Below are 20,286 nucleotides of genomic sequence, written 5' to 3' on the forward strand. Positions count from 1 at the left end.
CCGACCGGTAACATTGTCAACCAGCTAATCGGCAGACCAGGCATGAAAAGCATTGAACCAACGATCAAGGCGAATGACGCACCCCCGCCTCGCGCCGCCGAACGGATTCTCCAGGTGGCGCGCGATCTGTTCTACCGGCAAGGCATCAGGGCGATCGGCGTCGACGAGATCGTGCGGCGTGCCGGCGTCACCAAGCCCAGCCTCTACCGCAGCTTTCCGTCCAAGGACGAGCTGGCCGCATCCTATCTCCGGCACTATGACCTCGAATTCTGGGAGCGCTTCGACGAGGCGGTGAATGCCCATCCCGGCGATCCGCGCGCGCAGATCGTCGCCTTCCTGACGCGTGTCGGCAAGCGTACGCAAAGGCCCGATTATCGTGGCTGCGGCATGACCAATGCCGCGGTCGAATATCCCGAACATGGCCATCCGGCCCGCGTCGTGAGCGAGGCCAACAAGCAGGAACTGCGCCGCCGCTTGCGCGCCATGGCGGCGGCGATGGGCGCCGGCGACGCCGAGACGCTGGGCGACGGGCTGCTGCTGCTGATCGAGGGCGCCTATATTAGCGGCCAGCTGTTCGGTGCCGGCGGACCGGCGCAGTCGGTGGCCCGCAACGCCGATTTTCTGATAGAGGCAAGTTTGAAGAAATAGTGTTCCGTTTTGCCAGACCACTGTGCGCAGCCTGACTTCCTCTAGGCTGCTGCTAAATTTGACGGTACGCTGCGCCCCCGAAACTGAGTTGTTCCGCCATGCGCGCTCTCTTGATCCCGCTTGTCCTCGCCGGTTTCTGCCAGGCGGCCCGGGCCGGCGACATATCCAGCGTCTATACCGATCTCGATTGGGAGAAGGACTGCGTCACCTATGCCCAAGCGGAAGAAGGCGACGGGGACTGGGCCGATCTCGCCTGTTCGGGCTACCGCGGTTACCCGGTGCTGGTTTCCTACGACGATGCGCGGGAATCGCTGTTCTACGGCTTTCCACCTGGCGATATGACCACGGTCTGGGAAAGCTTTTCCGGCCTCAATTCGGCTGGACCCAAAGTAGAGTGGCGGATCGAAACCAACGGCAAAACTGCCATTCCCTTCGCCGTCATTCATCGTCGCTCGATCAGCGATACCGAGGGCGAGAACAAGTCGACGGAAGTGCTGATCGTCGCCAAGGTTGCCCAGCCTGACGCCCGCGAAGGCTGCACGATCGGCCTTGTGCTCGCCACCGGCAATCCCGCCGCCAACGATCAGGCGCGCAAGCTTGCCGACGAGAAGGCACGCACCTTCGCCTGCGGCAAGGACAAGCGCGTAGTGATCGGCGACGCGCCCGCTTTCGGCCGCGTCGACAACTGATTATTTGCGCCCGACAATTACTTGCGCCTGGCCCGCTCGATTGCCTCGACGATCATCTTCTTGGCATAGGCCGCATCGTACCAGCCTTCGATCTTGACCCATTTGCCGGGTTCGAGATCCTTGTAGTGCTCGAAAAAGTGCTGCACTTGCTGGCGGGTGATGTCGGGCAATTGCGTGTATTCGTGGACGTCCTCGTAACGCAAGGTCAGCTTGGGTGAAGGCACCGCGATCACCTTCTCGTCCTGGCCCGCATTGTCCTCCATCACCAGCACGCCGATCGGCCGCACATTGATGACGCAGCCTGGCACCAGCGCGCGCGTGTTGCAGACCAGCACGTCGATCGGGTCGCCGTCGCCCGACAGCGTATGCGGTACGAAACCGTAATTGCCGGGATAACGCATCGACGTGTGCAGGAAGCGGTCGACGAACAGGGTGCCGGCTTCCTTGTCCATCTCGTACTTGATCGGCTCGCCGCCGATCGGCACCTCGATTATGACGTTGACGTCCTCGGGCGGGTTCTTTCCGCTGGCAATCGCTTCGATACGCATCGCTTTATCCCTCTCTCGATTGGAGATCGATAGCGGGCGACGGCGAATGGTGCAATGCGGCGAATGGTACGGGGAGATCGTCCGAACCGAAAACCGGCCGGATCATGCGCTGGCCGTCATTCCCAGACGAAAGCGACCTTCTTCAGCGCCTTCTGCTCGAAGATCTCGACGCCCTCGGCAACATCGCGGCCGCCGGCGCCGGCATAGAAGGCAAGTGCGTTCTGATTGTCTTCCAGCGCCCAGACCACCATGCCTTTCAGGCCATGGTCGGCCAGCCGTGCCCGCGCGGCCGAGAACAGCCGGCTGCCGAGCCCGATGCCTTGATATTCCGGCCGCAGGTAAAGTTCGTAGATCTCGCCCTGCTGCCTGAGTTCGCGGGCGCGGTTCTTGCCGATCGTCGCATAGCCGGCAATTTTGCCGCCGATTTCGACGACCAGGACGGTGGCAGCGCGGCGAATGGCATTCGCCCACCAGTCGGCGCCGCGGCGGTTGATCATCGATGTCAGCGTGCGGTGCGGGATGATGCCCGAATAGGCGCCGCGCCAGGCCTCGAGATGCACGTCGGCGATGGCGGCTGCATCGCGCGGTTCGGCTTTCCTGATGTCGATGCTCAGCGTATTCATGATTGGTTAACCATAAACCCGCCGCGCCCGATTGCAAGAGTCCGGTCAACCGCCGCGATGCTTTCACACAGCCGGACGGTGCGTCCTTGAGACGCTGCGAAACCGCTTTTGGCGAGATCAAATCTCGACCAGATGGTCGTCCAGTTCGTTGCTGTCGCCGGTCGAGACCGGAAAATGCTCGGCCAGTACCGCACCGACTGCTTGGATCGCCTTGACGAACCCCTCGGCAAGCCGATCGTCGCCGGCATGCGCCGTAAGGTCGCGGACGACACCGTCCCAGACATGCTGGCCGACACGAGAATCGATCCCGCTGTCGGCGACCACCTCGGCGTAGCGCTCGGCAATCGAGACGAACACCAGCACGCCAGTGCGCGCCGTGGTGCGGTGGACGTTGCGGGCGAGGAACTGCTTCATCGCATTGGCGTGGGCGGCCTGGTAGCGCAGCCGCCTCGGCACCAAATGGATGCGCAATGCCGGCAATGCCCACAACAGGATGAGCACACTGGCAAGCGCCAGAAGCTCGGCGATGACGAAATGCGGCAAGCGGATCGACAGCCACCAGGCTTCCAGCCCATAACCGACGCCGAGGCTGACGACGAGCATGCCGAGCATCGCCATGAAAGCGGCCGGAAAGAAATAGCCGTCGCTGGCATGCGCCACGACGCAGTAGATCTCGCCGTCGGTCTTTGATTCGGCAGCGCGGATCGCATCGGCGATGCGCTCATGATCCTCGGGGCTGATCGGTGGTGTTGCCATGATTGATGTCTCACCAGCTTCCTGAAGAACCGCCGCCGCCGGACGAACCGCCACCGCCTGAAAACCCGCCGCCGGAACTTCCAGACGACCAACCGCTGCCGGAACTTCCAGACGACCAGCCACTGCCGGACGAGGTCCCAGACGTCCAGCCACCGCCACCGGAGGATGACGAAGCTGGCCCACGGCCGTAGCGAAACGTCATGCCCAGCCACTTGTACACGCCCGGCGACAGTTTCGTGCCGAAGATCGGCGGCAGGAACGCCATTGCCAAGCCGCCGAAGAACATCGTCGCCCACAGGACAATGAACAGCATGAAGATGGGATCGACAGGATTGTCATTCGCCGGGTTGCGCTTGCCGCGCGCCTCCAGTTCTTCGGGATTGCCTTCCAGCACCATGATCATGTCGTCGACGGCCTTGCTGATGCCGCCTGAGAAATCGCCGGCACGGAAGGCCGGCACCATGTCGTTTTCGATGATCAGCTTGGTGTGCAGGTCGGTCAGCGTGCCTTCCAGCCCATAGCCGACTTCGATGCGCATCTTGCGGTCGTTCGGCGCCACCAGAAGCAGGACGCCGTTGTTCTCCTTCGCCTGGCCGAGTCTCCAGGCGCGGAACAGCCGGTTGGCGTAAGGCTCGATCTCCTCGCCGTCGAGGCTGGGGATGGTCGCGACGACGATCTGGTCGGACCCTTTGGTCTCGAACTCGGCAAGCTTCTGCGTCAGCGCCGCCTCGGTCGCGGCATCGATGATGCCGGCATTGTCAACGACCCGTCCGGTCAGCACCGGCAGTGCGGCGGCGAAGGCCGCGAAGCCGACCAGCAGCACCGCCATGGCCAACAGCGCGGTGCCGATCATTTTGATGAAACGGCCGGATTTCACCGGGCTGATGGCGTGTCTTGTCATCTCGTCACCAACTTCCCGAGGAGCCGCCGCCGCCGGACGAACCGCCGCCGCCGGAAAACCCGCCACCGCTTGAACCCGACGACCATCCCCCGCCGGAACCTCCCGACCAGCCGCCGGACGACCGCCGGTTTGGCTCGAAGGTCATGCCCAGCCAGCGATAGCGGCCGGGACCGATCTTCTGGCCGAAGATCGGCGGCAGGATGGAGGCTGCGAGGCCGCCGAAAAAGATGATTGCCCAGATGGCTATGAAGATCGTGAAGAACAGATCGTCGCTGTTGAACGGCGGCTGCTGGTTGCGTTCGCCGCGCGCCTCCAGTTCTTCGGGATTGCCTTCCAGCACCATGATCATGTCGTCTACGGCCTTGCTGATGCCGCCGGAGAAATCGCCGGCACGGAAGGCCGGCACCATGTCGTTTTCGATGATCAGCTTGGTGTGCAGGTCGGTCAGCGTGCCTTCCAGCCCATAGCCGACTTCGATGCGCATCTTGCGGTCGTTCGGCGCCACCAGAAGCAGGACGCCATTGTTCTCCTTCGCCTGGCCCAGTTTCCAGGCGCGGAACAGCCGGTTGGCGTAAGGCTCGATCTCCTCGCCGTCGAGGCTGGGGATGGTCGCGACGACGATCTGGTCGGACCCTTTCGTCTCGAACTCGGCAAGCTTCTGCGTCAGCGCCGCCTCGGTCGCGGCTTCGATGATGCCGGCATTGTCGACGACCCGTCCGGTGAGGGTTGGCAGGTCGGCGGCGAAGGCGATGACAGGGAGGAACAGACCAAGGCAAAGAAGAAGCAAAGTGACGCTCAGAAGCGTCAGGTTTGTATTCCGTCGCGCCCCTCTCTGTCCTCCCGGACATCTCCCCCACTTGGGGGGAGATCGACTATCGCGACCGCTTTCGCCAACTCCCAAGGTCGGTGATTGGCCGCCTTGGCAAGAGCTGCCAATCTCCCCCCAAGTGGGAGAGATGTCCGGCAGGACAGAGGGGGGCGCGACGGAATACAAGGCCAACAGGCCCAGGCTCAACAGGCGCCGTTCACCCGCCTTGCGTGGTGTTGGTGCCGAAATCGACCTTCGGCGGCTGCATCTTATCCTCCTCGATGGTGAAATTCGCAAACGGCTGGTTGCCGCGGAACCACAAGGTCGCCCAGATCACCGACGGGAAGGTCCTCAGCGTCAGATTGTACTCTCTCACTGCCTGGATATAGTCGCGGCGGGCGACCGTGATCCGGTTCTCGGTGCCTTCGAGTTGTGCTTGCAGCGCCAGAAAGTTCTGGTTGGCCTTGAGATCGGGATAGTTCTCCACCACCGCCAGCAGGCGCGACAGCGCGCTGGTCAGGCCGGCCTGGCTGTCCTGGAATTTCTTGAAGGCTTCCGGATTGTTCAGCGTTTCCGGCGTCACGGTCACCTGCGTCGCCTTGGCGCGCGCTTCGACCACGGCATCGAGCGTGTCCTTCTCGTGCGCGGCGTAGCCCTTGACCGTGTTGACCAGATTGGGGATGAGATCGGCGCGGCGCTGGTATTGATTCAACACCTCGCTCCATGCGGCCTTGGCGTTTTCCTCAGCCGTCGGAATGGTGTTGTAGCCGCAGCCGGCAAGCAGCGGCAGCATGACGGCCATGATCAGGAACGCAGCTAAATTACGAAAGATTGGCGGCGAAGAAAGGCGCTGGGCAAGCATGATAAGTCCCCTCGATAGCATTGGCAGGCGAAGCATTAGCACAATCCTTGCGTAAGAAAATGACTTCGGCCGAGAAGTGTTACTGGTTTCTGCCATTCGCCGTCGGGCCCTGTGACAGACGAGGCGAACGGGTTAAGCTCGGCATAAAACGGGACATCACCATGGCGAAACGCCACGACAGCGACGCGGAATCGCGCCGCATCATCGAACGGGTGGCGCGCGAGACCGACCCGGGGGGCACCTCGTTCCTTGCACGAACCACTAAAGGCGCGCGCGACCACGTCACCGCGGCCGATGCCGACCGGTCGGACCCGATCGAATATTGGGGCACCCGCATCGGTCGGGCAGCGGGCTTGCTTATTGCCATCGGCCTGTTGATCTGGCTCGTGCTTTTCGTCACCAGGGGCAGTTAGGAAAATCAATGAGTGCCGAAAAAACCGAGGCGCCGCGCGCGGTCATCGTCGTCTCCAGCCATGTCGCCCGTGGCTCGGTCGGCAACCGTGCCGCTGTCTTTGCGCTGGAGACGCTCGGCTTTCCGGTTTGGGCGGTACCGACCGTCATCCTGCCCTGGCATCCAGGCCATGGCCGGGCCACCCGCATCGTGCCGCCGCTGGAGCAGTTCAAGGCGCTGATGGCCGACCTCGAGCGCGCGCCGTGGCTGGGCGAGGTCGGCGCCGTGCTGTCCGGCTATCTCGGCGAGGCTGGCCAGGCCGAAGCCGTCGCTTCGCTGGTCGGCGCAGTGAAGGCGAAGACGCCGGACGCCCTCTATATCTGCGATCCGGTGATGGGCGATTCGGGCGGGCTCTACGTACCTGAGCCGACCGCAATCGCCATGCGCGACCGGCTGATGCCGATCGCCGATATCGCCACGCCCAACCGCTATGAGCTGGAATGGATGGCCGGAGCGCCGCTGCCCGACTTGAAATCGGCAATGGCTGCGGCCCTGCAGGCCGGCCCACCGGCCATGCTGGTCACATCGGCGCCGGCGATGATGGCCGGCGGCACCGGCAATTTACTGCTCGCCGGCAGAGAGGCACTGCTTGCCGAACACCGGCTCATCGACAAGCCGCCGAATGGGCTCGGCGACCTGACGGCGGCCGTCTACCTGGCGCGGATCCTGTCCGGCCAGCCGGCCGCCAAGGCGCTGCAATCGACCACGGCGGCGGTCTACGAGATCCTGGCGCGGACCGCCAAGCGCGGCGGCGACGAGTTGCAGCTCGAGACCGATGCCCAGAGCCTGTCGCACCCGATGGCGATGGTGCAGCTTCGCCATCTCCTGCATCCGGAACGGGACCGCCGGGCGTGACGCAGGCCGAAGACGCCGTGCCCCAGGATGATGCGCCCAAGGATGTTGCGCCCGACGATGTTATGCCCTGGGGTGTTGTGCTTGTCGGCGTCGACGGTTGCAAGGCCGGCTGGATAGCCGTCCGCCGCGATCCCGGTGCGGCACCGTCGACAGCCGTTTTCCCAAGCTTCGCGGCGTTGCTCGACCGACTGCCCGCCGACTCGTTGGTAGCGGTCGATATGCCAATCGGCCTGCCCGATTTCTCCCAAAGAGGCGGTCGCGGCCCGGAGGCGCTGGTGCGGCCGCTGCTTGGGGCCCGGCAGTCCAGTGTCTTTGCCATCCCCTCCCGCGCCGCGCTCTACGCGGAGATCGAAGCCTTCACCACGGTCGACGCCTGGTACGCCGCACATCGCAAGGCAAGTGAGGTAGCCAAGACGACCTCAGATCCGCCGCGCGGTGTCTCGATCCAGGCCTTCGGCATCTTCGCCAAGATCCGTGAGATCGATTCGCTGCTGATCGCGCGCCCCGAACTACGCAGCCGCGTGTTCGAATCGCATCCGGAAGTTGCCTTCTGCAAACTGAACGGCGACCGGGCGATGCGCCTGCCAAAGAAGATCAGGGGCAACATCAATCCGGCCGGCATGGCCGAACGCAAGGCGCTGCTTGCCCGGCATGGCTATAGCGAGGATTTTCTCGACCAGACGCCGCCGCGCGGCGCGGCCGCCGACGATTTCCTCGATGCCGCTGCGATGATGCTGGTTGCCGGCCGCATCGTCAAAGGCGAGGCAATGCCGTTTCCGGATCCGCCCCTCGCCGATCGTTTCGGCATTCCCGTCGCCATCTGGGCCTGAGGACCAGGGCCAACATTTTGGGCGGCATGCGTCAGGAGCGTGATCTGAGCGCCTCGTTGAGTGCCCACATATCCTTCTCCTCGGGCGCGGTCTCCAATCCGAGCACGGGAACTTGCTTGCGCAAATGGTCGTGGTGGGTGCGCACGCCATATTCGAGATCGGAGAGGTAAAAACCTCCGAAGGCTTCGGACAGCATGGATTCGTTGGACCATATCGAAAGCTGTACGTCCTCGGCCAACGTGTCGCGGTCGATGCGGTAGGATAGGTAGCGGGCTGCCGCCTGTCGCCTGGTCTCGTCGCTATAGCGGTAGATGGCGCCGCGCAGCAGCGTCTCACCCGTCGACAGCGGAAATTCCTGATAGAACTGCACCGATTCCGGCATGATCGACAGCGCGTTGTTCGGGAAGATGCCGTAGTAGATCCAGGCCTTGCGCAGGTGTTCCGGCAGGTGCTTCGCCTCGGGTGCGAGCTTGATGTATTGCGCGACGCTCCAGCGCCGTCCGGCATACGGATTGTAGGTGGCGAACGAGCGCGACACGCCGTTGACGAACGGCTCGTCGAAATAGGTCGCACCGTAAAGGTCCTGCAGCGCCGGATGCGCCATGGCGACGTGGTAGCCTTCATTGTCGACATCGCGCACCGATTTCCAGTTGACCGGCGTCTTTTGGGTCCAGATGCCCCAGGACGGCACCATCTCGGCGACGCCGTAATGGGCAATCTCGGCTTCGATCGGCTTCAACAGCTCGGCCACCGATGGCTGCGGCCCACCCTTGCGGAAACGGATGAAGATGAAGCCCATCCAGATTTCGAGCTCGAGCGGCATCAGGCCGAATTCGGTCTTGTCGAGGTCGGGGAAGGAACGGGGGCGGGCAGCACCGCGCAGCGTGCCGTCGAGATTGTAGACCCAGCCATGAAAGGGGCAGACCAGCGCATTCTTGCAAGTGCCCTGGCTGTCGGCAACGACGCGACTGCCGCGGTGGCGGCACATATTGTTGAAGGCGCGCACAACGCCATCCTTGCCGCGCACGATCAGCGCCCGCTCGCCGACCACATCCATCGTCAGATAGTCGCCGGCGTTCGGCACGTCGCAGACATGGCCGGCGATCTGCCAATGGTTGCGGAAGACGTGCTCTTTCTCGAGTTCGAGCAAGGCGTCGGAATGATAGCTCCAGCCCGGCAGCCCCCGCCGATCCCAATCGTTGGGGATTGCCACGTCACGCAGATGCGGGTTCATAAAAGGCTCTTTATTTATTGAATGCTCGTTCAATAAAAGCATATTTTCCGTTGAAATGCAATGGCTTGGGAAAATGGGGCGAATTCTTTACGGGAAATCGAGCGGGATTCGAGAGCCCAGTCCGAATGATCGAAGCCGGGAAAATCCCGGGAATTCCAGACGTTAATCCCCTTACACGTGTTGAGCGCCCGACGCTCTGTGGGCCTGGAAAAGCGACGTGGATCTGGTGCCGTGGGTAGCGGAAAACGAGAATGCCACCGGTGCTGCCAGCTACGCCTGATCGGTTTGCCCAGGAATGGCTGCGGGCTTGGTTTCATGCCGGTTACACAATCGTTAATTCATCATCGTTGGCCGGTTACAAGGTGCGATTAGGTTCGTTTCAACAGAGAAAAGAAGAAGACCGAAGGAAACGACGATGCGTACGAAAATCCAGATCACCGATACCGACCTTCGCCAGCAGGGTCCCCAGCGTAACGACCGGCGCCCGAAGCTGGCGCTGCGCCAGCGCGCCAGTGATCATCCAATGGCGATGTTCATGCTGCTGGCGGCTGCCGCATTTGCCGGCATGGCGTTGACGCCGACGGTCGGTCCGGCCTTCGCCTCACTGAACCCGCCGGCCAACCTCATCGATGGCGCGACGACCACCACCAAGACGGCGCGCCTGCCGATTCCGGAGATCGATTTTGCCTGCAAGGGGCAGGCCTGGGGCGCCGAGAGCCTGGAATGCCTACGCGTCATCGCTGCCCAGTCGGGCAAGGCACGACCGGTCCGCATGATCGCCAATGCCGCCCCGCTGGCTGATACGCCGAACGTTTTTTGATTTTTTTGCGAGCGCCCTCCAGCACTCCAGTCAGGCTCCCGCCGCAATGTCGGCCGGGAGCCTTTTTCTTCCGGGGCGAGATCGCGGAGTCTAGCCGCCCAGAGCGGCCTGCTCGGCAATGGCCGAGAGCACGCCGCGCACATCCAGCGTGCTGAACGGTTTTTCGAGGATCGGCGGTCGCTGCTGCGCCGGCAGCGCTTCGATCTCGCCTTTCGCGCCGATCAGATCGCCGGTGACAAGCACGAAGCGCCGCGCCACACCCGGCATTTCGGCGAGTAGCTCGCGATAGGCGGCTATGCCGCTGGTGCCGGGCATGCGCAAATCGGAAAACACGATGTCCGGCGGCACATGGCCGCTCAGCGTCGCGGCGGCCGAGACCCAGGCCGGCACGACCCGCGACTTGATGCCCATCAGCTCCAGAATATCGGACAGCGACGCGGCGACATCCGGCTCATCGTCTATGATCAGCGCGTGACGCAAGCCGCTCGACCGCGACGGAGCTTCGCCGGCGGCGGCCGCGCCGGCAGCGATCGCCGGCAGCTGCACGACAAAACGCACACCTCTCGGCGAAACCTCCTCGAACCAGATATTGCCATTGTGCCGCTCGATGATCGATTTCGAGATCGACAGGCCGATGCCGGTACCGACACCGACCGGCTTGGTGGTGAAATAGGATTCGAATATGCGTGAGCGTATCGCTTCCGGCACGCCTGGCCCGTTGTCCTCGACCGAGAATCCGGGATTGCCGCGGTCGCTGCGAAACGTCCGGACCTTGATCCGACGGTCGCCGGCAACGCCGGCCAAGGCGTGCTGGCTGTTGATGAGGAAGTTGGCGGCCACCTGCGTCACGTGGTCGGCATCTGCCATGGCCAGCAGCGGGCCGCTGGCGAAATCGGTGTCGATGATGATGCCGCTCGACCGTGCGCCATAGGCGGTCACTTCGAGTGCGGCGCGGATCACCTGGTTGAGGTCGGTTTCGGCCTGTGCGGCCGGGTGCAGGCGGACCATCGACAGGAAGCTCTTGACGATACGGCCGCAGCGCTCGGCAGCGGCACGCACCTTTTCGGCGCGCACCTTGGTCTGCGGATCGGCGGCGAATTCGTGCAGCAGCGTCGACTGGGCGACAACCACGGCCAGCGGATTGTTGAGCTCGTGCGAAACGCCGGCAAGCAGCGAGCCCATTGCCGCCATCTTCTCGTTCTGGTGCAGTTTTTCGCGCTGGCGGTTGATTTCCTCCTCGGCGCGCAATCTGTCGCGCAGGTCGCGGATAGAGCCGAAGATCAGCTGGCGATCGGCGACCCGCATCTCGGTTGCCGTCAGCTCGATCGGAAAAACCTCGCCGGCGGCGTTCTGGGTGACCGTTTCGAGCCGCTGGCCGACCATCGGCGCGCCGCGGCCCGACATGTATTCGGCGCCGGACGCATAGCCCTTGCGGTAATATTCCGGCACGACCGTGTCGAGCAGGTCCTTGCCGAGGATATCGCTGCGCCGATAGCCGAACATCTTTTCGGCGGCCGGATTGAATTCGATGATCGAGCCGGTCTCGTCGATGACGATGATGGCGTCGAGAGAGGCCTGCAGCATGGTGCGGCGAATGACGTCGCTGGCATGCGCGTCGGAGGGCGACCGTTCGATGGCATCGCCGATGGCGAGTGCCACCATGTGCAGCGCCGCCTCTTCCTGGTCGGTCCATTCGCGTTCGTGGATGCAGTCGTTGACCGCCAGCGTGCCCCACAAATTGCCGTGCGAAAAGACCGACACCGACAGGAATGACTTGATGTTCTGCTTTTCGAAATCGGTCCGCAGAAAGCCTTCGAGATCGCGTGTGTGCCCGGCGAAGATCTTGCCTTGACGCTCGTCCTCCGCCAGCCGTTCCAGCAATGGGTCCGAATCGACGACCGACTGCATGATGACGGTCGGTGACGCCAGTTCGCCGCCAAACCGGGGAGCGATCCAATAAGCGGCGACCGACTGGGCGAAGCCCTGGCCGGGCAGTTCGCGCAGGCGAAACAGGATGCCGCGGTGACAATCCATGGCTTCGCAAAGCGTCTGGAGAATACCCTCCATTTCGCGTTGCCAGTCGCCGGCTTCGCGCAGCCGGCGAACCACATGCACGGCCGCCATCGCCGCGCCCTGCCTGGCGCCCTGCATGTCCGCGCGTGTTGTTTCAGCCGTCATGGTCAGCCGTCATTTCCTGGCCGTGGCTTGCTCAAGCCGCCGGGCCTTAGTTGTTTTCCCCGACTGGCAGCGAGAAGATATAGCCTTCGCCGCGCACCGTGCGCAGGAATTTCGGATTGGCCGGATCCGCCTCGATCTTCTTTCTCAGCCGCATGATGCGGATGTCGACGGCGCGGGACGACTCCGGGTCCTCGACGAAACCGATCGCCTCGGAGATCGCCGCCCGCGTCAACAGCCGGTTGGCGCGCGTCAGGAACACCTCCAGCACGTCGAACTCGCTCTTGGCCATGTCGATGACCGCGCCGTTGGCGCCGGTGACGAGCCTGCCGTCGAGATCGGCGTGAAAGGGTCCGAAGCTCACGGACCGGCGGCCGCCGGATGTTTCAGCCTTGGCCTTTTGTGGCTCGGTCGGCTCCGGAACGCGGCGCAGCACGCTGCGCACCCTGGCCAGCACTTCGCGCAATTCGTAAGGCTTGACGATGTAGTCGTCAGCGCCGAGCTCCAGTCCGACGATGCGGTCCAGCGCGGTACCGGCCGCCGTCGCATAGATGATGCCGATCGGCATTTTCGACCGCATCCAGCGGCCGAGCGACAGGCCGTCCTCGCCCGGCATGGCGATGTCGAGAATGGCCAGATGGAAGGACTGGGTTTCCAAAAGGTCGCGCGCCGCCGCCGCACTTTCGGCCGTGGCCACATCATAGCCGCTGGCGCCGAGATACTCGGCGACCGCATCCCTCAGGTCGGGCTCGTCCTCGACAATGACAATTCGTGCCCGCACGATGCTTTCGCTCCCGCTTTCAGCGGAAAGTAGATTGGGTATAAACATGATGTCCAGCACTCTTCTTGGGTTGCCGTATGCGGAGTAGAAAAACATGGCTGCACGATCCGTTATCGCGCTTGTTTCCGTCGCTGAAGTAATTGCGACCGATCTCGCCGATCATCTCGAGCGGCGCGGTCATGACGTCCGCGCGGCGCGACAGCCGTGGGAGGCCGAATCGCTGCTTTCGGAAAAGGGTATCGATGTCGTGGTTGTCGGCGACAGCGTCAGCCAGGCAGAGGGGCGCGACCTGCTCAGGCGACATGGCGGCGAAGGTGGACCGGATTTCATCCTGATCTGCCGCCCGGCCGATCTGGTCGACAAGGTTTTGGCGCTCGAACTCGGCGCCGCCGACGTCGTCGAAAGCCCGCTCAATGTCAGGGAGCTTGCCGCTCGCGTAGGCGGCCTTCTGGCTCGGCGCGGCAGGAGCGCCGGGGAACTGATCGTGCTGGAGAACGCGACCGTCGATCTCCGATCGGCCATCGTCATGCACCGCTCGGGCACGGAAGAACAGCTGTCCCCCGGGCAGGTGGCGCTGCTCAGGCTGTTCCTGGCCAGCCCGCGCAAGGTGCTGACGCGGGACGACATCATCGCCGCCGCGCCCGCCGAAAATGCCGAAGCCTTCGATCGGTCGATCGATTCGCGCATCGTGAGGCTGCGCCGCAAGCTCGATACCGAAACCATCACCACCATACGGGGTGCGGGCTACCGGTTCGATCCGCCCACGCAATTCGCCGATTGAAGGCAGGACGGCCACCCTTTTGTCTTGAGCATCGGGTTTTCCCAAAACCGGTTTCCACTTTGGGGTCCGATGCTCTTCAGCGCACCACGAGAAGCGACGGGCCGGACAGCATGTCACTGTTCGTACTGACCTCGCCGGCATGGGCACGTTCCTTCAGCAGCACGGTGGCGAGGCCGGCAATGCCGAGCAGGCCCTGGACGTAAAGCAGGGCGGAAAGCACGGAAGCGGCGAATTTCGTTTTCATCCTGTTCGTTCCTCAAAATTGGAATTTACGGGCACTTCAGGGGAACCCCCGAAGCGCCCGCGCCGCCAGCGGAGCCCCCCGTTGCGGCGCGGGCCTTCGGTCCTCTCGGCTGCAAGTTGCCGGAGGCGCCGCGCATCCTCAACGGCCCTAAGCCGCCCCCGCCAGAGGGGCTTGAGCCGGTCGACGCGCAGGCTGGAAACTGTCCAGACCAATCCAGACCGTAGCGAAAACAGTGTTGTCTTCCGATCGTTCGTTGACCGCTGTTTTCGTTAGGTCAACTTTGCCTGTTCGCTGTATCCGGATCATGCCGCCGAGGCTGCGCTTTGTTGCAGCTCGGTTTCGCAGTCAGGTGAATTCCTATCAAACGAAAGGCAATCGCGTATTCGCGCCGCGGTTTGGCCGATCTGCTTAGGCAAACACGCCACCGCCAAGACGACGTTGTGCAACTGCAAGCCGCTTTGCACGGACCTTTTCTGTTAACCAGAGGAAACAGAATCGAAACACAAACGAGCACGTAGCGAAATCGGCTTGAAACATGACGCCCCGATAAGCCGGTCATCGAATTGAGCCGGCCCGGACCGGCAGAATAGGGGAGACATCATGTACACTGCCATTTCCGCCAAGCTCATCAACATCGCCGCCGCCGTGATCACCGGTACTGCCTTGCTTGTCAGTGCCGGCAACGGCGCAGCCCACGCCGCCGCCAACAAGATCGTCGCGCGTGTGTCGCTATCGCAGCAGACCATGGAAATCCTGGTCGACGGCCGGCCGACATTCGCCTGGAAGGTCTCGACCGGCGACAGGACGCACGTCACGCCGACCGGTTCGTTCAAGCCGACCCGCATGCATGAAATGTGGTATTCGAAGAAATACGACAACGCCCCGATGCCGCATTCGGTGTTCTTCAGCGGCGGCTACGCCGTACATGCGACAAGCGCCATCAAGCGCCTCGGCCAGCCAGCCTCGCATGGCTGCGTGCGTCTGCATCCGGACAACGCCGCCGATTTCTACCAGCTCGTCGAGGTCTTCGGCCCGGCCAACACCAGCATCGTCATCGTCAAGTGAGCGATGCTGCTCTCATCACTTACAAAAAGGCCGGAAATCCGGCCCTCTTTATTAGTGCAGTCTAATCCGGCATCACCGGCATCAGGTTCGGATCCGGCTTTTCGGCGTGATGCGGCAGGTCCTTGCTGGCGATAAAGGTGTAGAACATCGGCACAACGAACAGCGTGAACATGGTTCCGACCAGGATGCCGGTGAAGATCACCAGGCCCATCGAATAGCGTGCCGCGGCACCCGCGCCGCTGGAGATGATCAGCGGCACCACGCCGAGCGCCATCGCCGCCGTCGTCATCAGGATCGGCCGCAGCCGCACCCTCGCCGACGCGATGATCGCATCGCGGCGCCGCATGCCGTGCATTTCACGCTGCTGGTTGGCGAACTCGACCAGGAGGATGCCGTGCTTGGTGATGAGGCCGATCAGCGTGATCAAGCCAACCTGCGTGTAGATGTTGAGTGTCGCGGGTGGAATGCTGAACTGCAAGCCGCTGATCATGAAAATCAAATTGAGATTCGGAATCATGTTGAGCGGCAATATGGCGCCGAAGATCGAGAGCGGCACCGACATCATGATGATCAGCGGATCGCGGAAGCTTTCGAACTGCGCGGCCAGCACCAGGTATATGACCAGCACCGCCGCCGCGAAGGCGATCAGGATGGTGTTGCCCTGTTCCTTCTCTTGGCGCGATTGGCCGGAATAATCGATAAAGAAAGTGTCCGGCAGGCTCTCCTTGGCGATATCCTCGATTGCTTTCAAACCGTCGCCGGTGGTGACACCAGGCAGCGGCAGGGCGGAAATTGTTGCGGAATTCAACTGATTGAACTGCTCGATCACAGCAGGCGACGCGTTGGTCGAGATCTTCACCACCGCCGAGAGCGGCACCATCTCGCCAGACACACTGCGCACGAAATACTCGCCCAGCTTTTCAGGGTTGTCGCGAAAGCTCTGCGGCACCTGCGGGATGATGTCGTAGCTGTTTGATTCGCGGTCGAACTGCGCCACCTCGGCACCACCGACCAGAAGCGTCAGCGTCCGGCCGATGTCGGCGATCGGCAGGTTGAGCGCGGCTGCGCGGTCGCGGTCGATCGTCACCGTCACTTGCGGCGCGTCATAGGACATTGAATTCTGCACGGCGAGGAAGCGACCGGAGGCCTGCGCCTTGTTCTTGATGTCCTCGGCCGCCTCGTACACTCGGGAGGCCTCGCCGGTCGAGCGCACCACCATTGTGATTGGCAGGCCGCCGCCCGATCCGGGCAGCGTCGGCGGCGCGAAGACGAAAGCATCGACGCCTGCCACCTTGGCAAGGCGGGCAGTGATGTCTTCCTGAAGTTCCTTCGAGCTGCGCGCGCGCTCGGCCCAGTCCTTGAACGCAAAGCCGACGAAAGCGCTGTTCGTCGGGCCTTGGAACGCGACGGCGGAGAACCGCGCCCTGGTTTCGGGGATATCATTCACCAGCCCGAGAATCTGGTTCACATAGGTCTCGGTGTAGTCCGAGGTCGCATAGCGCGGCGCGTTCACAATAGATAGCAAGAAGCCCTGGTCTTCTTCCGGCGCCAGTTCGCTCGAGGTCTTGGTGAACATGAAACCGGTCGTGGCGACCAGCGCGAGGACGATCATCAGCGTCACCGGGCGATAGTTCAACGAACCGGTGACGAGCCGCTCATAGATGTGTTCGACGCGCCCGAACGTATTGTCGACAATGCGCTGGAAGCGGCTGTGCGACCCGGACCTCAGGATACGTGCCGACATCATCGGTGTGATGGTGAGGGCGACGACACCCGAAAGCACCACCGAGCCGGCAAGCGTCACCGCGAATTCGCGAAACAGCGCGCCGGTCAGGCCGCCGGTGAAGGCCAGCGGCGCGAACACGGCGGCCAGTGTTATCGTCATGGCGACGACGGCGGAAGAGATCTCCCGCATGCCGTTGAAGGCTGCCTGCATCGGTGACAAGCCATCTTCCTCCATGTGGCGGTGGATGTTTTCCACCACCACGATGGCATCGTCGACGACGAGGCCGATCGCCAGCACCATGGCCAGCAACGACAAAAGATTGATCGAATAGCCCACCGAAAACAGCAGGAAACAGACGCCGATCAGCGACAGCGGAATGGTCACGATCGGCATCAGCACCGAGCGGAACGAGCCGAGGAAGAGCAGGATAACAACGATGACGATGGCGACCGCCTCGCCGATGGTCTTGAACACCTCCTCGATCGACGCACTGATCTGCTCGGTTGAATCGTAGACGATCTCCATCGTCATGCCTTGCGGCAGCGTCTCCTGGATGGTCGGCACGATCTTGTGGATTGCCGCCGCGGTGGTCAGCGGATTGGCGGCCGGCGTCGGAAAGATGGCGAGAAAGATGCCGGGCTTGCCGTTGAAGGTGACCCTGGTGTCGGTGTTCGCCGCGGCGAGCTCGACGCGGGCCACGTCGCGCAGTCTCACCACATTGCCGTCCTTCGAGCGGAGCGGAAGGGCAGCGAAAGCCTCCGGCGTCTGCAGGGTCGAGCGAACCGTGATCGAGGAAGCCACATATTCGTTTTCGGTATCGCCGGGCGCGGAGAGGAAATTCGATTCGTTGATGGCGGTCAGCACTTCCGCCGCCGTCACGCCGCGCGCCGCCAGTTTGATCGGGTCGATCCAGACACGCATCGAGTATTCGGCGGCGCCGAAAATCTGCACGTCGGCAACACCTTCGACCGTCGAGATACGCGGCCGCACGACGCGCTCGATATATTCGGTGAGTTGTTCCGGCGTCATGTTCGGGTTCTGCATCGAGATGTACATCATCGCGAACTGCTGGCCGGTGCCCTTGACGATCACCGGGTCTTTGGTTTCGTCCGGCAGATCGCCGCGCACGCTCTGGACCTTCGACAAGACTTCGTTCAGCGCCACGTCAGGGTCGGAGCCGAGTTTCATCTGCACTGTCACGGTGCTGGATGACGGCCGGCTCGCCGACGTGACATAATCGATGTTTTCGGTCGACGCGACGGCACGCGCGATCGGCGCGGAAATGAACCCCTGGATCAGGTCGGCGCTGGCGCCGGGATAGGCAGTGGTGATGGTGATGGCCGTTTCTTCAACCTCTGGATACTGCCGGATCGAAAGGTTGAAGATGCCTTGGAAACCCAGAAGCAGGATCATGCAGGCAAGCACGGTCGAAAGGACCGGGCGGCGGATGAAGAGGTCGGAAAAGCTCATTGCTGGGCTGCCTGCTGGTTCCCCGGCTTGCTCGGATCGATCGTGTTGTCGACGGCAACGGACATGCCGTTGGAGAGCCGGTTCTGGCCGGCGGTAACGACTTCGTCGCCGGGCGCGATGCCCTCCAGGATCTCGACCAGGCCGGCGTTGCGGCGGCCTGGCTTGACGAACACCTGGGCGAGCACGAGCTGCGGCTTCTGTTCTTCCGCTGCCGGCTTGGCCTCCTCTGCCGGTTTGGCTGGGGTAGCAGCCGGCTTTTCGTCGGGTTTTGCCGCGGGTGCTTCGGCCGCGGGCTTGGCAGCATCTGCAGCCGGCTTTTCTTCCGGCTTTGCCTCGGGCGCCGCGCCGTTGGCTTCGGCGGATTTGGCCGGGCGCACCACGAAGACGAAGTCGCCGTACAGGCTGGAAGTCAGCGCCGTCTGCGGCAGCGCCAGCACGTCGTTCTCCTCGGGCAGTTCGACGCGCACCTGGACGAACTGGCCGGGCGTCAGCTTGCCTTCGGGATTGCCGACCTCCGCCCTCACGGTCACCAGCCGGCTGGTCGGGTCGATCTTCGGATCGATGCCGCGGATGCTGCCGGTGAACGGCATGTCGCCGCCGCCGACGCCCAACCGCACCGTCTGTCCGATCTTCAGCTGCGGAAGCTGCTGCTCCGGCACGGTGAAATCGACACGCATCGTATCCATGTCCTGCAAGGTCACCACAGCGGTGCCGGGTGTGAGATACTGGCCAAGGTCGATTTTCGGAATACCGACGGTACCCTTGAAAGGGGCCGTCAACTGCTTTTGGTCGAGCACCGCTTGCAGCTTGTTTACCTGCGCTGCGGAGACCGATGCTGCTGCCTGCGCCGTGTCGAGCGTAGCGTCGGTGCCGACCCCGCGCTTCTGCAGCTCAAGAGCGCGCATCAGCGTCGTCTGGTCGGATGTGGCTTGCGCCTTCGATGCCACGAGGTCGGCTCGCTCGACTTCATCGTCGAGCTGAAGCAGCACGGCGTTGGCGGCGACCTTCTGATTGGCATGGAACAGGATGTCCTTGACGATGCCCGCGGTTTCGACGGTGAGGTCGACGCCGCGTACGGCACTGACAGTGCCGATCGCCTCGATGCCGGGCGTCCAGGACATCGGTTTGACGATGACCGTCGACACGGTCGCGGCCGGCGGCTTCATGCTGGCGAAGAACTGTTTGGTTGCCATGTCGTGAAACAGGTTGAAGCCGACGATGCCGCCGCACACCAGCACGAGCAGAATGAAGGCGATGATGAAGCGCTTGATCACGAACAGTCCCCTCGGCCACGGCCCAGCATAACGGTCGGACGACCGGAACACATACCTGTGACTGGTCCCAATTTCAAATGACGGCGATCTTACTGTACCGTCTGGACGGTCTTGTCAATTCCGCCTAAGCTAATGAATGGGGAACGCTTGATGAAGGCCCGCAGAGCAAATTCGCGCGAGAAGATTCTCGCCGCCGCCGCCGCCGTGGCGCGCGAGACGGGTCCTGGCAGCCTGTCGCTGGATGCGGTCGCCAGCCGTGCCGGCGTGTCGAAGGGTGGTCTTCTCTACAATTTCCCGACCAAGGCGAAATTGATGCAGGCGCTGGTAGAGGATTACCTGCGCGCCTTCGAGCAGGCCCTGGAGTCCGCCCGCACGGCCGGCGTCAACGGCGAAAGCCCGCTTGCAACTTATATCAAGCTGTCGGCCGAGCATGCCGAGGAATCGAAACCGTCGGCATCCTGGATATTTTCGGCGATTGCCGAGGATCCCGATTTCCTGACCCCGATAAAATCGTTCAGGCGGCAGCTGTTCGAGCGGCTGAAGCAGGAAACGCCGAACCTTAGGGCGCTGCTGGTCTGCTATCTCGCCATCGAAGGGCTTCGCAGCATGAACCTGTTCGGTTCGGACATTCTCTCCGCCGAAGAGCGCCGGCTGCTGATATCGACCCTGCTGGAGATCGCGGAATAGTCTAGGAATGCGCTGGCCGGGTTCAACTGCCTCGGTCGCGTCGATCGCCCGTTGCGTC

21 protein-coding genes are annotated in these 20,286 nt (G+C 62.8%); 9 read left to right on the forward strand and 12 right to left on the reverse strand.

Translation table 11 applies throughout. The features are described 5' to 3' along the window. Positions 1–42: 42 nt before the first annotated feature. Together NKI17_RS15450 and NKI17_RS15455 are read left to right on the forward strand one after the other, a co-directional pair. Positions 43–648: a TetR/AcrR family transcriptional regulator gene (locus NKI17_RS15450; RefSeq protein WP_352906267.1), complete on the forward strand. Its 606-nt coding sequence runs from the start codon at positions 43–45 to the stop codon at positions 646–648. Between the two features lie 98 nt (positions 649–746). Continuing rightward, positions 747–1,337 (forward strand): hypothetical protein, encoded by a 591-nt coding sequence (locus NKI17_RS15455; RefSeq protein WP_352906268.1) that lies wholly within the window; start codon positions 747–749, stop codon positions 1,335–1,337. Positions 1,338–1,354: 17 nt separating this feature from the next. Here NKI17_RS15455 and ppa read toward each other — a convergent pair whose 3' ends face one another. From ppa to NKI17_RS15485, 6 genes are all read right to left on the reverse strand, one after another. Then, complete coding sequence (ppa, locus tag NKI17_RS15460; RefSeq protein WP_352451245.1) at positions 1,355–1,885, reverse strand: inorganic diphosphatase; 531 nt, start codon at positions 1,883–1,885, stop codon at positions 1,355–1,357. Positions 1,886–2,001: 116 nt separating this feature from the next. Beyond that, entirely contained in the window at positions 2,002–2,508 is a 507-nt protein-coding gene (locus NKI17_RS15465) for a GNAT family N-acetyltransferase (RefSeq protein WP_023678138.1), read from the reverse strand. Positions 2,509–2,625: 117 nt separating this feature from the next. Continuing rightward, a complete protein-coding gene (locus NKI17_RS15470) occupies positions 2,626–3,264 on the reverse strand; it encodes a TPM domain-containing protein (RefSeq protein ID WP_352623026.1) in 639 nt (212 codons plus the stop codon). A gap of 10 nt (positions 3,265–3,274) precedes the next feature. Next, positions 3,275–4,117 (reverse strand): TPM domain-containing protein, encoded by an 843-nt coding sequence (locus NKI17_RS15475; RefSeq protein WP_352782355.1) that lies wholly within the window; start codon positions 4,115–4,117, stop codon positions 3,275–3,277. A 52-nt stretch (positions 4,118–4,169) separates the two neighbouring features. Continuing rightward, entirely contained in the window at positions 4,170–4,973 is an 804-nt protein-coding gene (locus NKI17_RS15480; RefSeq protein WP_502894517.1) for a TPM domain-containing protein, read from the reverse strand. 217 nt (positions 4,974–5,190) lie between these two features. Beyond that, a complete protein-coding gene (locus tag NKI17_RS15485; protein WP_352906269.1) occupies positions 5,191–5,835 on the reverse strand; it encodes a LemA family protein in 645 nt (214 codons plus the stop codon). A 161-nt stretch (positions 5,836–5,996) separates the two neighbouring features. Here NKI17_RS15485 and NKI17_RS15490 point away from each other — a divergent pair, with 161 nt between their 5' ends. The 3 genes from NKI17_RS15490 to NKI17_RS15500 all read left to right on the forward strand — a co-directional run bounded on the left by NKI17_RS15490 (position 5,997) and on the right by NKI17_RS15500 (position 7,971). Further along, positions 5,997–6,248 (forward strand): hypothetical protein, encoded by a 252-nt coding sequence (locus NKI17_RS15490; protein ID WP_023678142.1) that lies wholly within the window; start codon positions 5,997–5,999, stop codon positions 6,246–6,248. An 8-nt stretch (positions 6,249–6,256) separates the two neighbouring features. Continuing rightward, on the forward strand, positions 6,257–7,141 hold the full coding sequence (gene pdxY, locus NKI17_RS15495; protein WP_352906271.1) for a pyridoxal kinase PdxY: 885 nt from the start codon (positions 6,257–6,259) through the stop codon (positions 7,139–7,141). A 62-nt stretch (positions 7,142–7,203) separates the two neighbouring features. Beyond that, positions 7,204–7,971, forward strand: coding sequence for a DUF429 domain-containing protein (locus NKI17_RS15500; protein ID WP_352623036.1), 768 nt, complete (start codon positions 7,204–7,206; stop codon positions 7,969–7,971). Positions 7,972–8,002: 31 nt separating this feature from the next. On the opposite strand, the gene NKI17_RS15505 is transcribed toward NKI17_RS15500, so the two are convergent. Continuing rightward, positions 8,003–9,205 (reverse strand): aromatic ring-hydroxylating oxygenase subunit alpha, encoded by a 1,203-nt coding sequence (locus tag NKI17_RS15505; protein ID WP_352594103.1) that lies wholly within the window; start codon positions 9,203–9,205, stop codon positions 8,003–8,005. A gap of 415 nt (positions 9,206–9,620) precedes the next feature. Between NKI17_RS15505 and NKI17_RS15510 the strand changes: the two genes are divergently transcribed. Next, positions 9,621–10,025: a hypothetical protein gene (locus NKI17_RS15510; protein ID WP_352754690.1), complete on the forward strand. Its 405-nt coding sequence runs from the start codon at positions 9,621–9,623 to the stop codon at positions 10,023–10,025. A gap of 90 nt (positions 10,026–10,115) precedes the next feature. Here the strand turns inward: NKI17_RS15510 and NKI17_RS15515 are convergent, their stop codons facing one another. Further along, positions 10,116–12,203 (reverse strand): PAS domain S-box protein, encoded by a 2,088-nt coding sequence (locus NKI17_RS15515; RefSeq protein WP_352623023.1) that lies wholly within the window; start codon positions 12,201–12,203, stop codon positions 10,116–10,118. 46 nt (positions 12,204–12,249) lie between these two features. Continuing rightward, positions 12,250–13,029, reverse strand: coding sequence for a response regulator (locus NKI17_RS15520; protein ID WP_198023578.1), 780 nt, complete (start codon positions 13,027–13,029; stop codon positions 12,250–12,252). Positions 13,030–13,075: 46 nt separating this feature from the next. On the opposite strand from NKI17_RS15520, the gene NKI17_RS15525 reads away from it, so the two are divergent. Then, the gene (locus NKI17_RS15525; RefSeq protein ID WP_292663715.1) at positions 13,076–13,762 is read left to right on the forward strand and encodes a response regulator transcription factor; all 687 of its coding nucleotides are present in this window, start codon (positions 13,076–13,078) and stop codon (positions 13,760–13,762) included. A gap of 76 nt (positions 13,763–13,838) precedes the next feature. Here NKI17_RS15525 and NKI17_RS15530 read toward each other — a convergent pair whose 3' ends face one another. Then, a complete protein-coding gene (locus NKI17_RS15530; RefSeq protein WP_352451255.1) occupies positions 13,839–14,006 on the reverse strand; it encodes a hypothetical protein in 168 nt (55 codons plus the stop codon). A 600-nt stretch (positions 14,007–14,606) separates the two neighbouring features. Here NKI17_RS15530 and NKI17_RS15535 point away from each other — a divergent pair. Further along, positions 14,607–15,071, forward strand: coding sequence for a L,D-transpeptidase (locus tag NKI17_RS15535; RefSeq protein WP_352458095.1), 465 nt, complete (start codon positions 14,607–14,609; stop codon positions 15,069–15,071). 61 nt (positions 15,072–15,132) lie between these two features. On the opposite strand, the gene NKI17_RS15540 is transcribed toward NKI17_RS15535, so the two are convergent. Continuing rightward, complete coding sequence (locus NKI17_RS15540; RefSeq protein ID WP_352696926.1) at positions 15,133–18,267, reverse strand: efflux RND transporter permease subunit; 3,135 nt, start codon at positions 18,265–18,267, stop codon at positions 15,133–15,135. Further along, complete coding sequence (locus tag NKI17_RS15545) at positions 18,264–19,541, reverse strand: efflux RND transporter periplasmic adaptor subunit (RefSeq protein WP_502894513.1); 1,278 nt, start codon at positions 19,539–19,541, stop codon at positions 18,264–18,266. Before NKI17_RS15545 ends, NKI17_RS15540 begins: the two co-directional genes overlap by 4 nt. Before the next feature lie 150 nt (positions 19,542–19,691). Between NKI17_RS15545 and NKI17_RS15550 the strand changes: the two genes are divergently transcribed. Continuing rightward, complete coding sequence (locus NKI17_RS15550) at positions 19,692–20,228, forward strand: TetR/AcrR family transcriptional regulator (RefSeq protein WP_352724370.1); 537 nt, start codon at positions 19,692–19,694, stop codon at positions 20,226–20,228. The last annotated feature ends 58 nt before the right edge of the window (positions 20,229–20,286 follow it).

The organism is Mesorhizobium sp. M0816 (genome assembly GCF_040320005.1).
In the GTDB taxonomy this organism is placed as follows: Bacteria; Pseudomonadota; Alphaproteobacteria; order Rhizobiales; family Rhizobiaceae; genus Mesorhizobium.

What these genes read in the sequence shown, in the direction of transcription:
- NKI17_RS15455 (WP_352906268.1), top strand. Translation starts at nt 747, where the DNA reads ATGCGCGCTCTCTTGATCCCGCTTGTCCTCGCCGGTTTCTGCCAGGCG.
- NKI17_RS15510 (WP_352754690.1), top strand. Translation starts at nt 9,621, where the DNA reads ATGCGTACGAAAATCCAGATCACCGATACCGACCTTCGCCAGCAGGGT.
- NKI17_RS15530 (WP_352451255.1), bottom strand. Translation starts at nt 14,006, where the DNA reads ATGAAAACGAAATTCGCCGCTTCCGTGCTTTCCGCCCTGCTTTACGTC.
- NKI17_RS15525 (WP_292663715.1), top strand. Translation starts at nt 13,076, where the DNA reads ATGGCTGCACGATCCGTTATCGCGCTTGTTTCCGTCGCTGAAGTAATT.
- NKI17_RS15550 (WP_352724370.1), top strand. Translation starts at nt 19,692, where the DNA reads ATGAAGGCCCGCAGAGCAAATTCGCGCGAGAAGATTCTCGCCGCCGCC.
- NKI17_RS15515 (WP_352623023.1), bottom strand. Translation starts at nt 12,203, where the DNA reads ATGACGGCTGAAACAACACGCGCGGACATGCAGGGCGCCAGGCAGGGC.
- NKI17_RS15490 (WP_023678142.1), top strand. Translation starts at nt 5,997, where the DNA reads ATGGCGAAACGCCACGACAGCGACGCGGAATCGCGCCGCATCATCGAA.
- NKI17_RS15520 (WP_198023578.1), bottom strand. Translation starts at nt 13,029, where the DNA reads ATGTTTATACCCAATCTACTTTCCGCTGAAAGCGGGAGCGAAAGCATC.
- NKI17_RS15475 (WP_352782355.1), bottom strand. Translation starts at nt 4,117, where the DNA reads ATGATCGGCACCGCGCTGTTGGCCATGGCGGTGCTGCTGGTCGGCTTC.
- NKI17_RS15450 (WP_352906267.1), top strand. Translation starts at nt 43, where the DNA reads ATGAAAAGCATTGAACCAACGATCAAGGCGAATGACGCACCCCCGCCT.
- NKI17_RS15535 (WP_352458095.1), top strand. Translation starts at nt 14,607, where the DNA reads ATGTACACTGCCATTTCCGCCAAGCTCATCAACATCGCCGCCGCCGTG.
- NKI17_RS15505 (WP_352594103.1), bottom strand. Translation starts at nt 9,205, where the DNA reads ATGAACCCGCATCTGCGTGACGTGGCAATCCCCAACGATTGGGATCGG.
- NKI17_RS15485 (WP_352906269.1), bottom strand. Translation starts at nt 5,835, where the DNA reads ATGCTTGCCCAGCGCCTTTCTTCGCCGCCAATCTTTCGTAATTTAGCT.
- ppa (WP_352451245.1), bottom strand. Translation starts at nt 1,885, where the DNA reads ATGCGTATCGAAGCGATTGCCAGCGGAAAGAACCCGCCCGAGGACGTC.
- NKI17_RS15540 (WP_352696926.1), bottom strand. Translation starts at nt 18,267, where the DNA reads ATGAGCTTTTCCGACCTCTTCATCCGCCGCCCGGTCCTTTCGACCGTG.
- pdxY (WP_352906271.1), top strand. Translation starts at nt 6,257, where the DNA reads ATGAGTGCCGAAAAAACCGAGGCGCCGCGCGCGGTCATCGTCGTCTCC.
- NKI17_RS15465 (WP_023678138.1), bottom strand. Translation starts at nt 2,508, where the DNA reads ATGAATACGCTGAGCATCGACATCAGGAAAGCCGAACCGCGCGATGCA.
- NKI17_RS15500 (WP_352623036.1), top strand. Translation starts at nt 7,204, where the DNA reads ATGCCCTGGGGTGTTGTGCTTGTCGGCGTCGACGGTTGCAAGGCCGGC.
- NKI17_RS15470 (WP_352623026.1), bottom strand. Translation starts at nt 3,264, where the DNA reads ATGGCAACACCACCGATCAGCCCCGAGGATCATGAGCGCATCGCCGAT.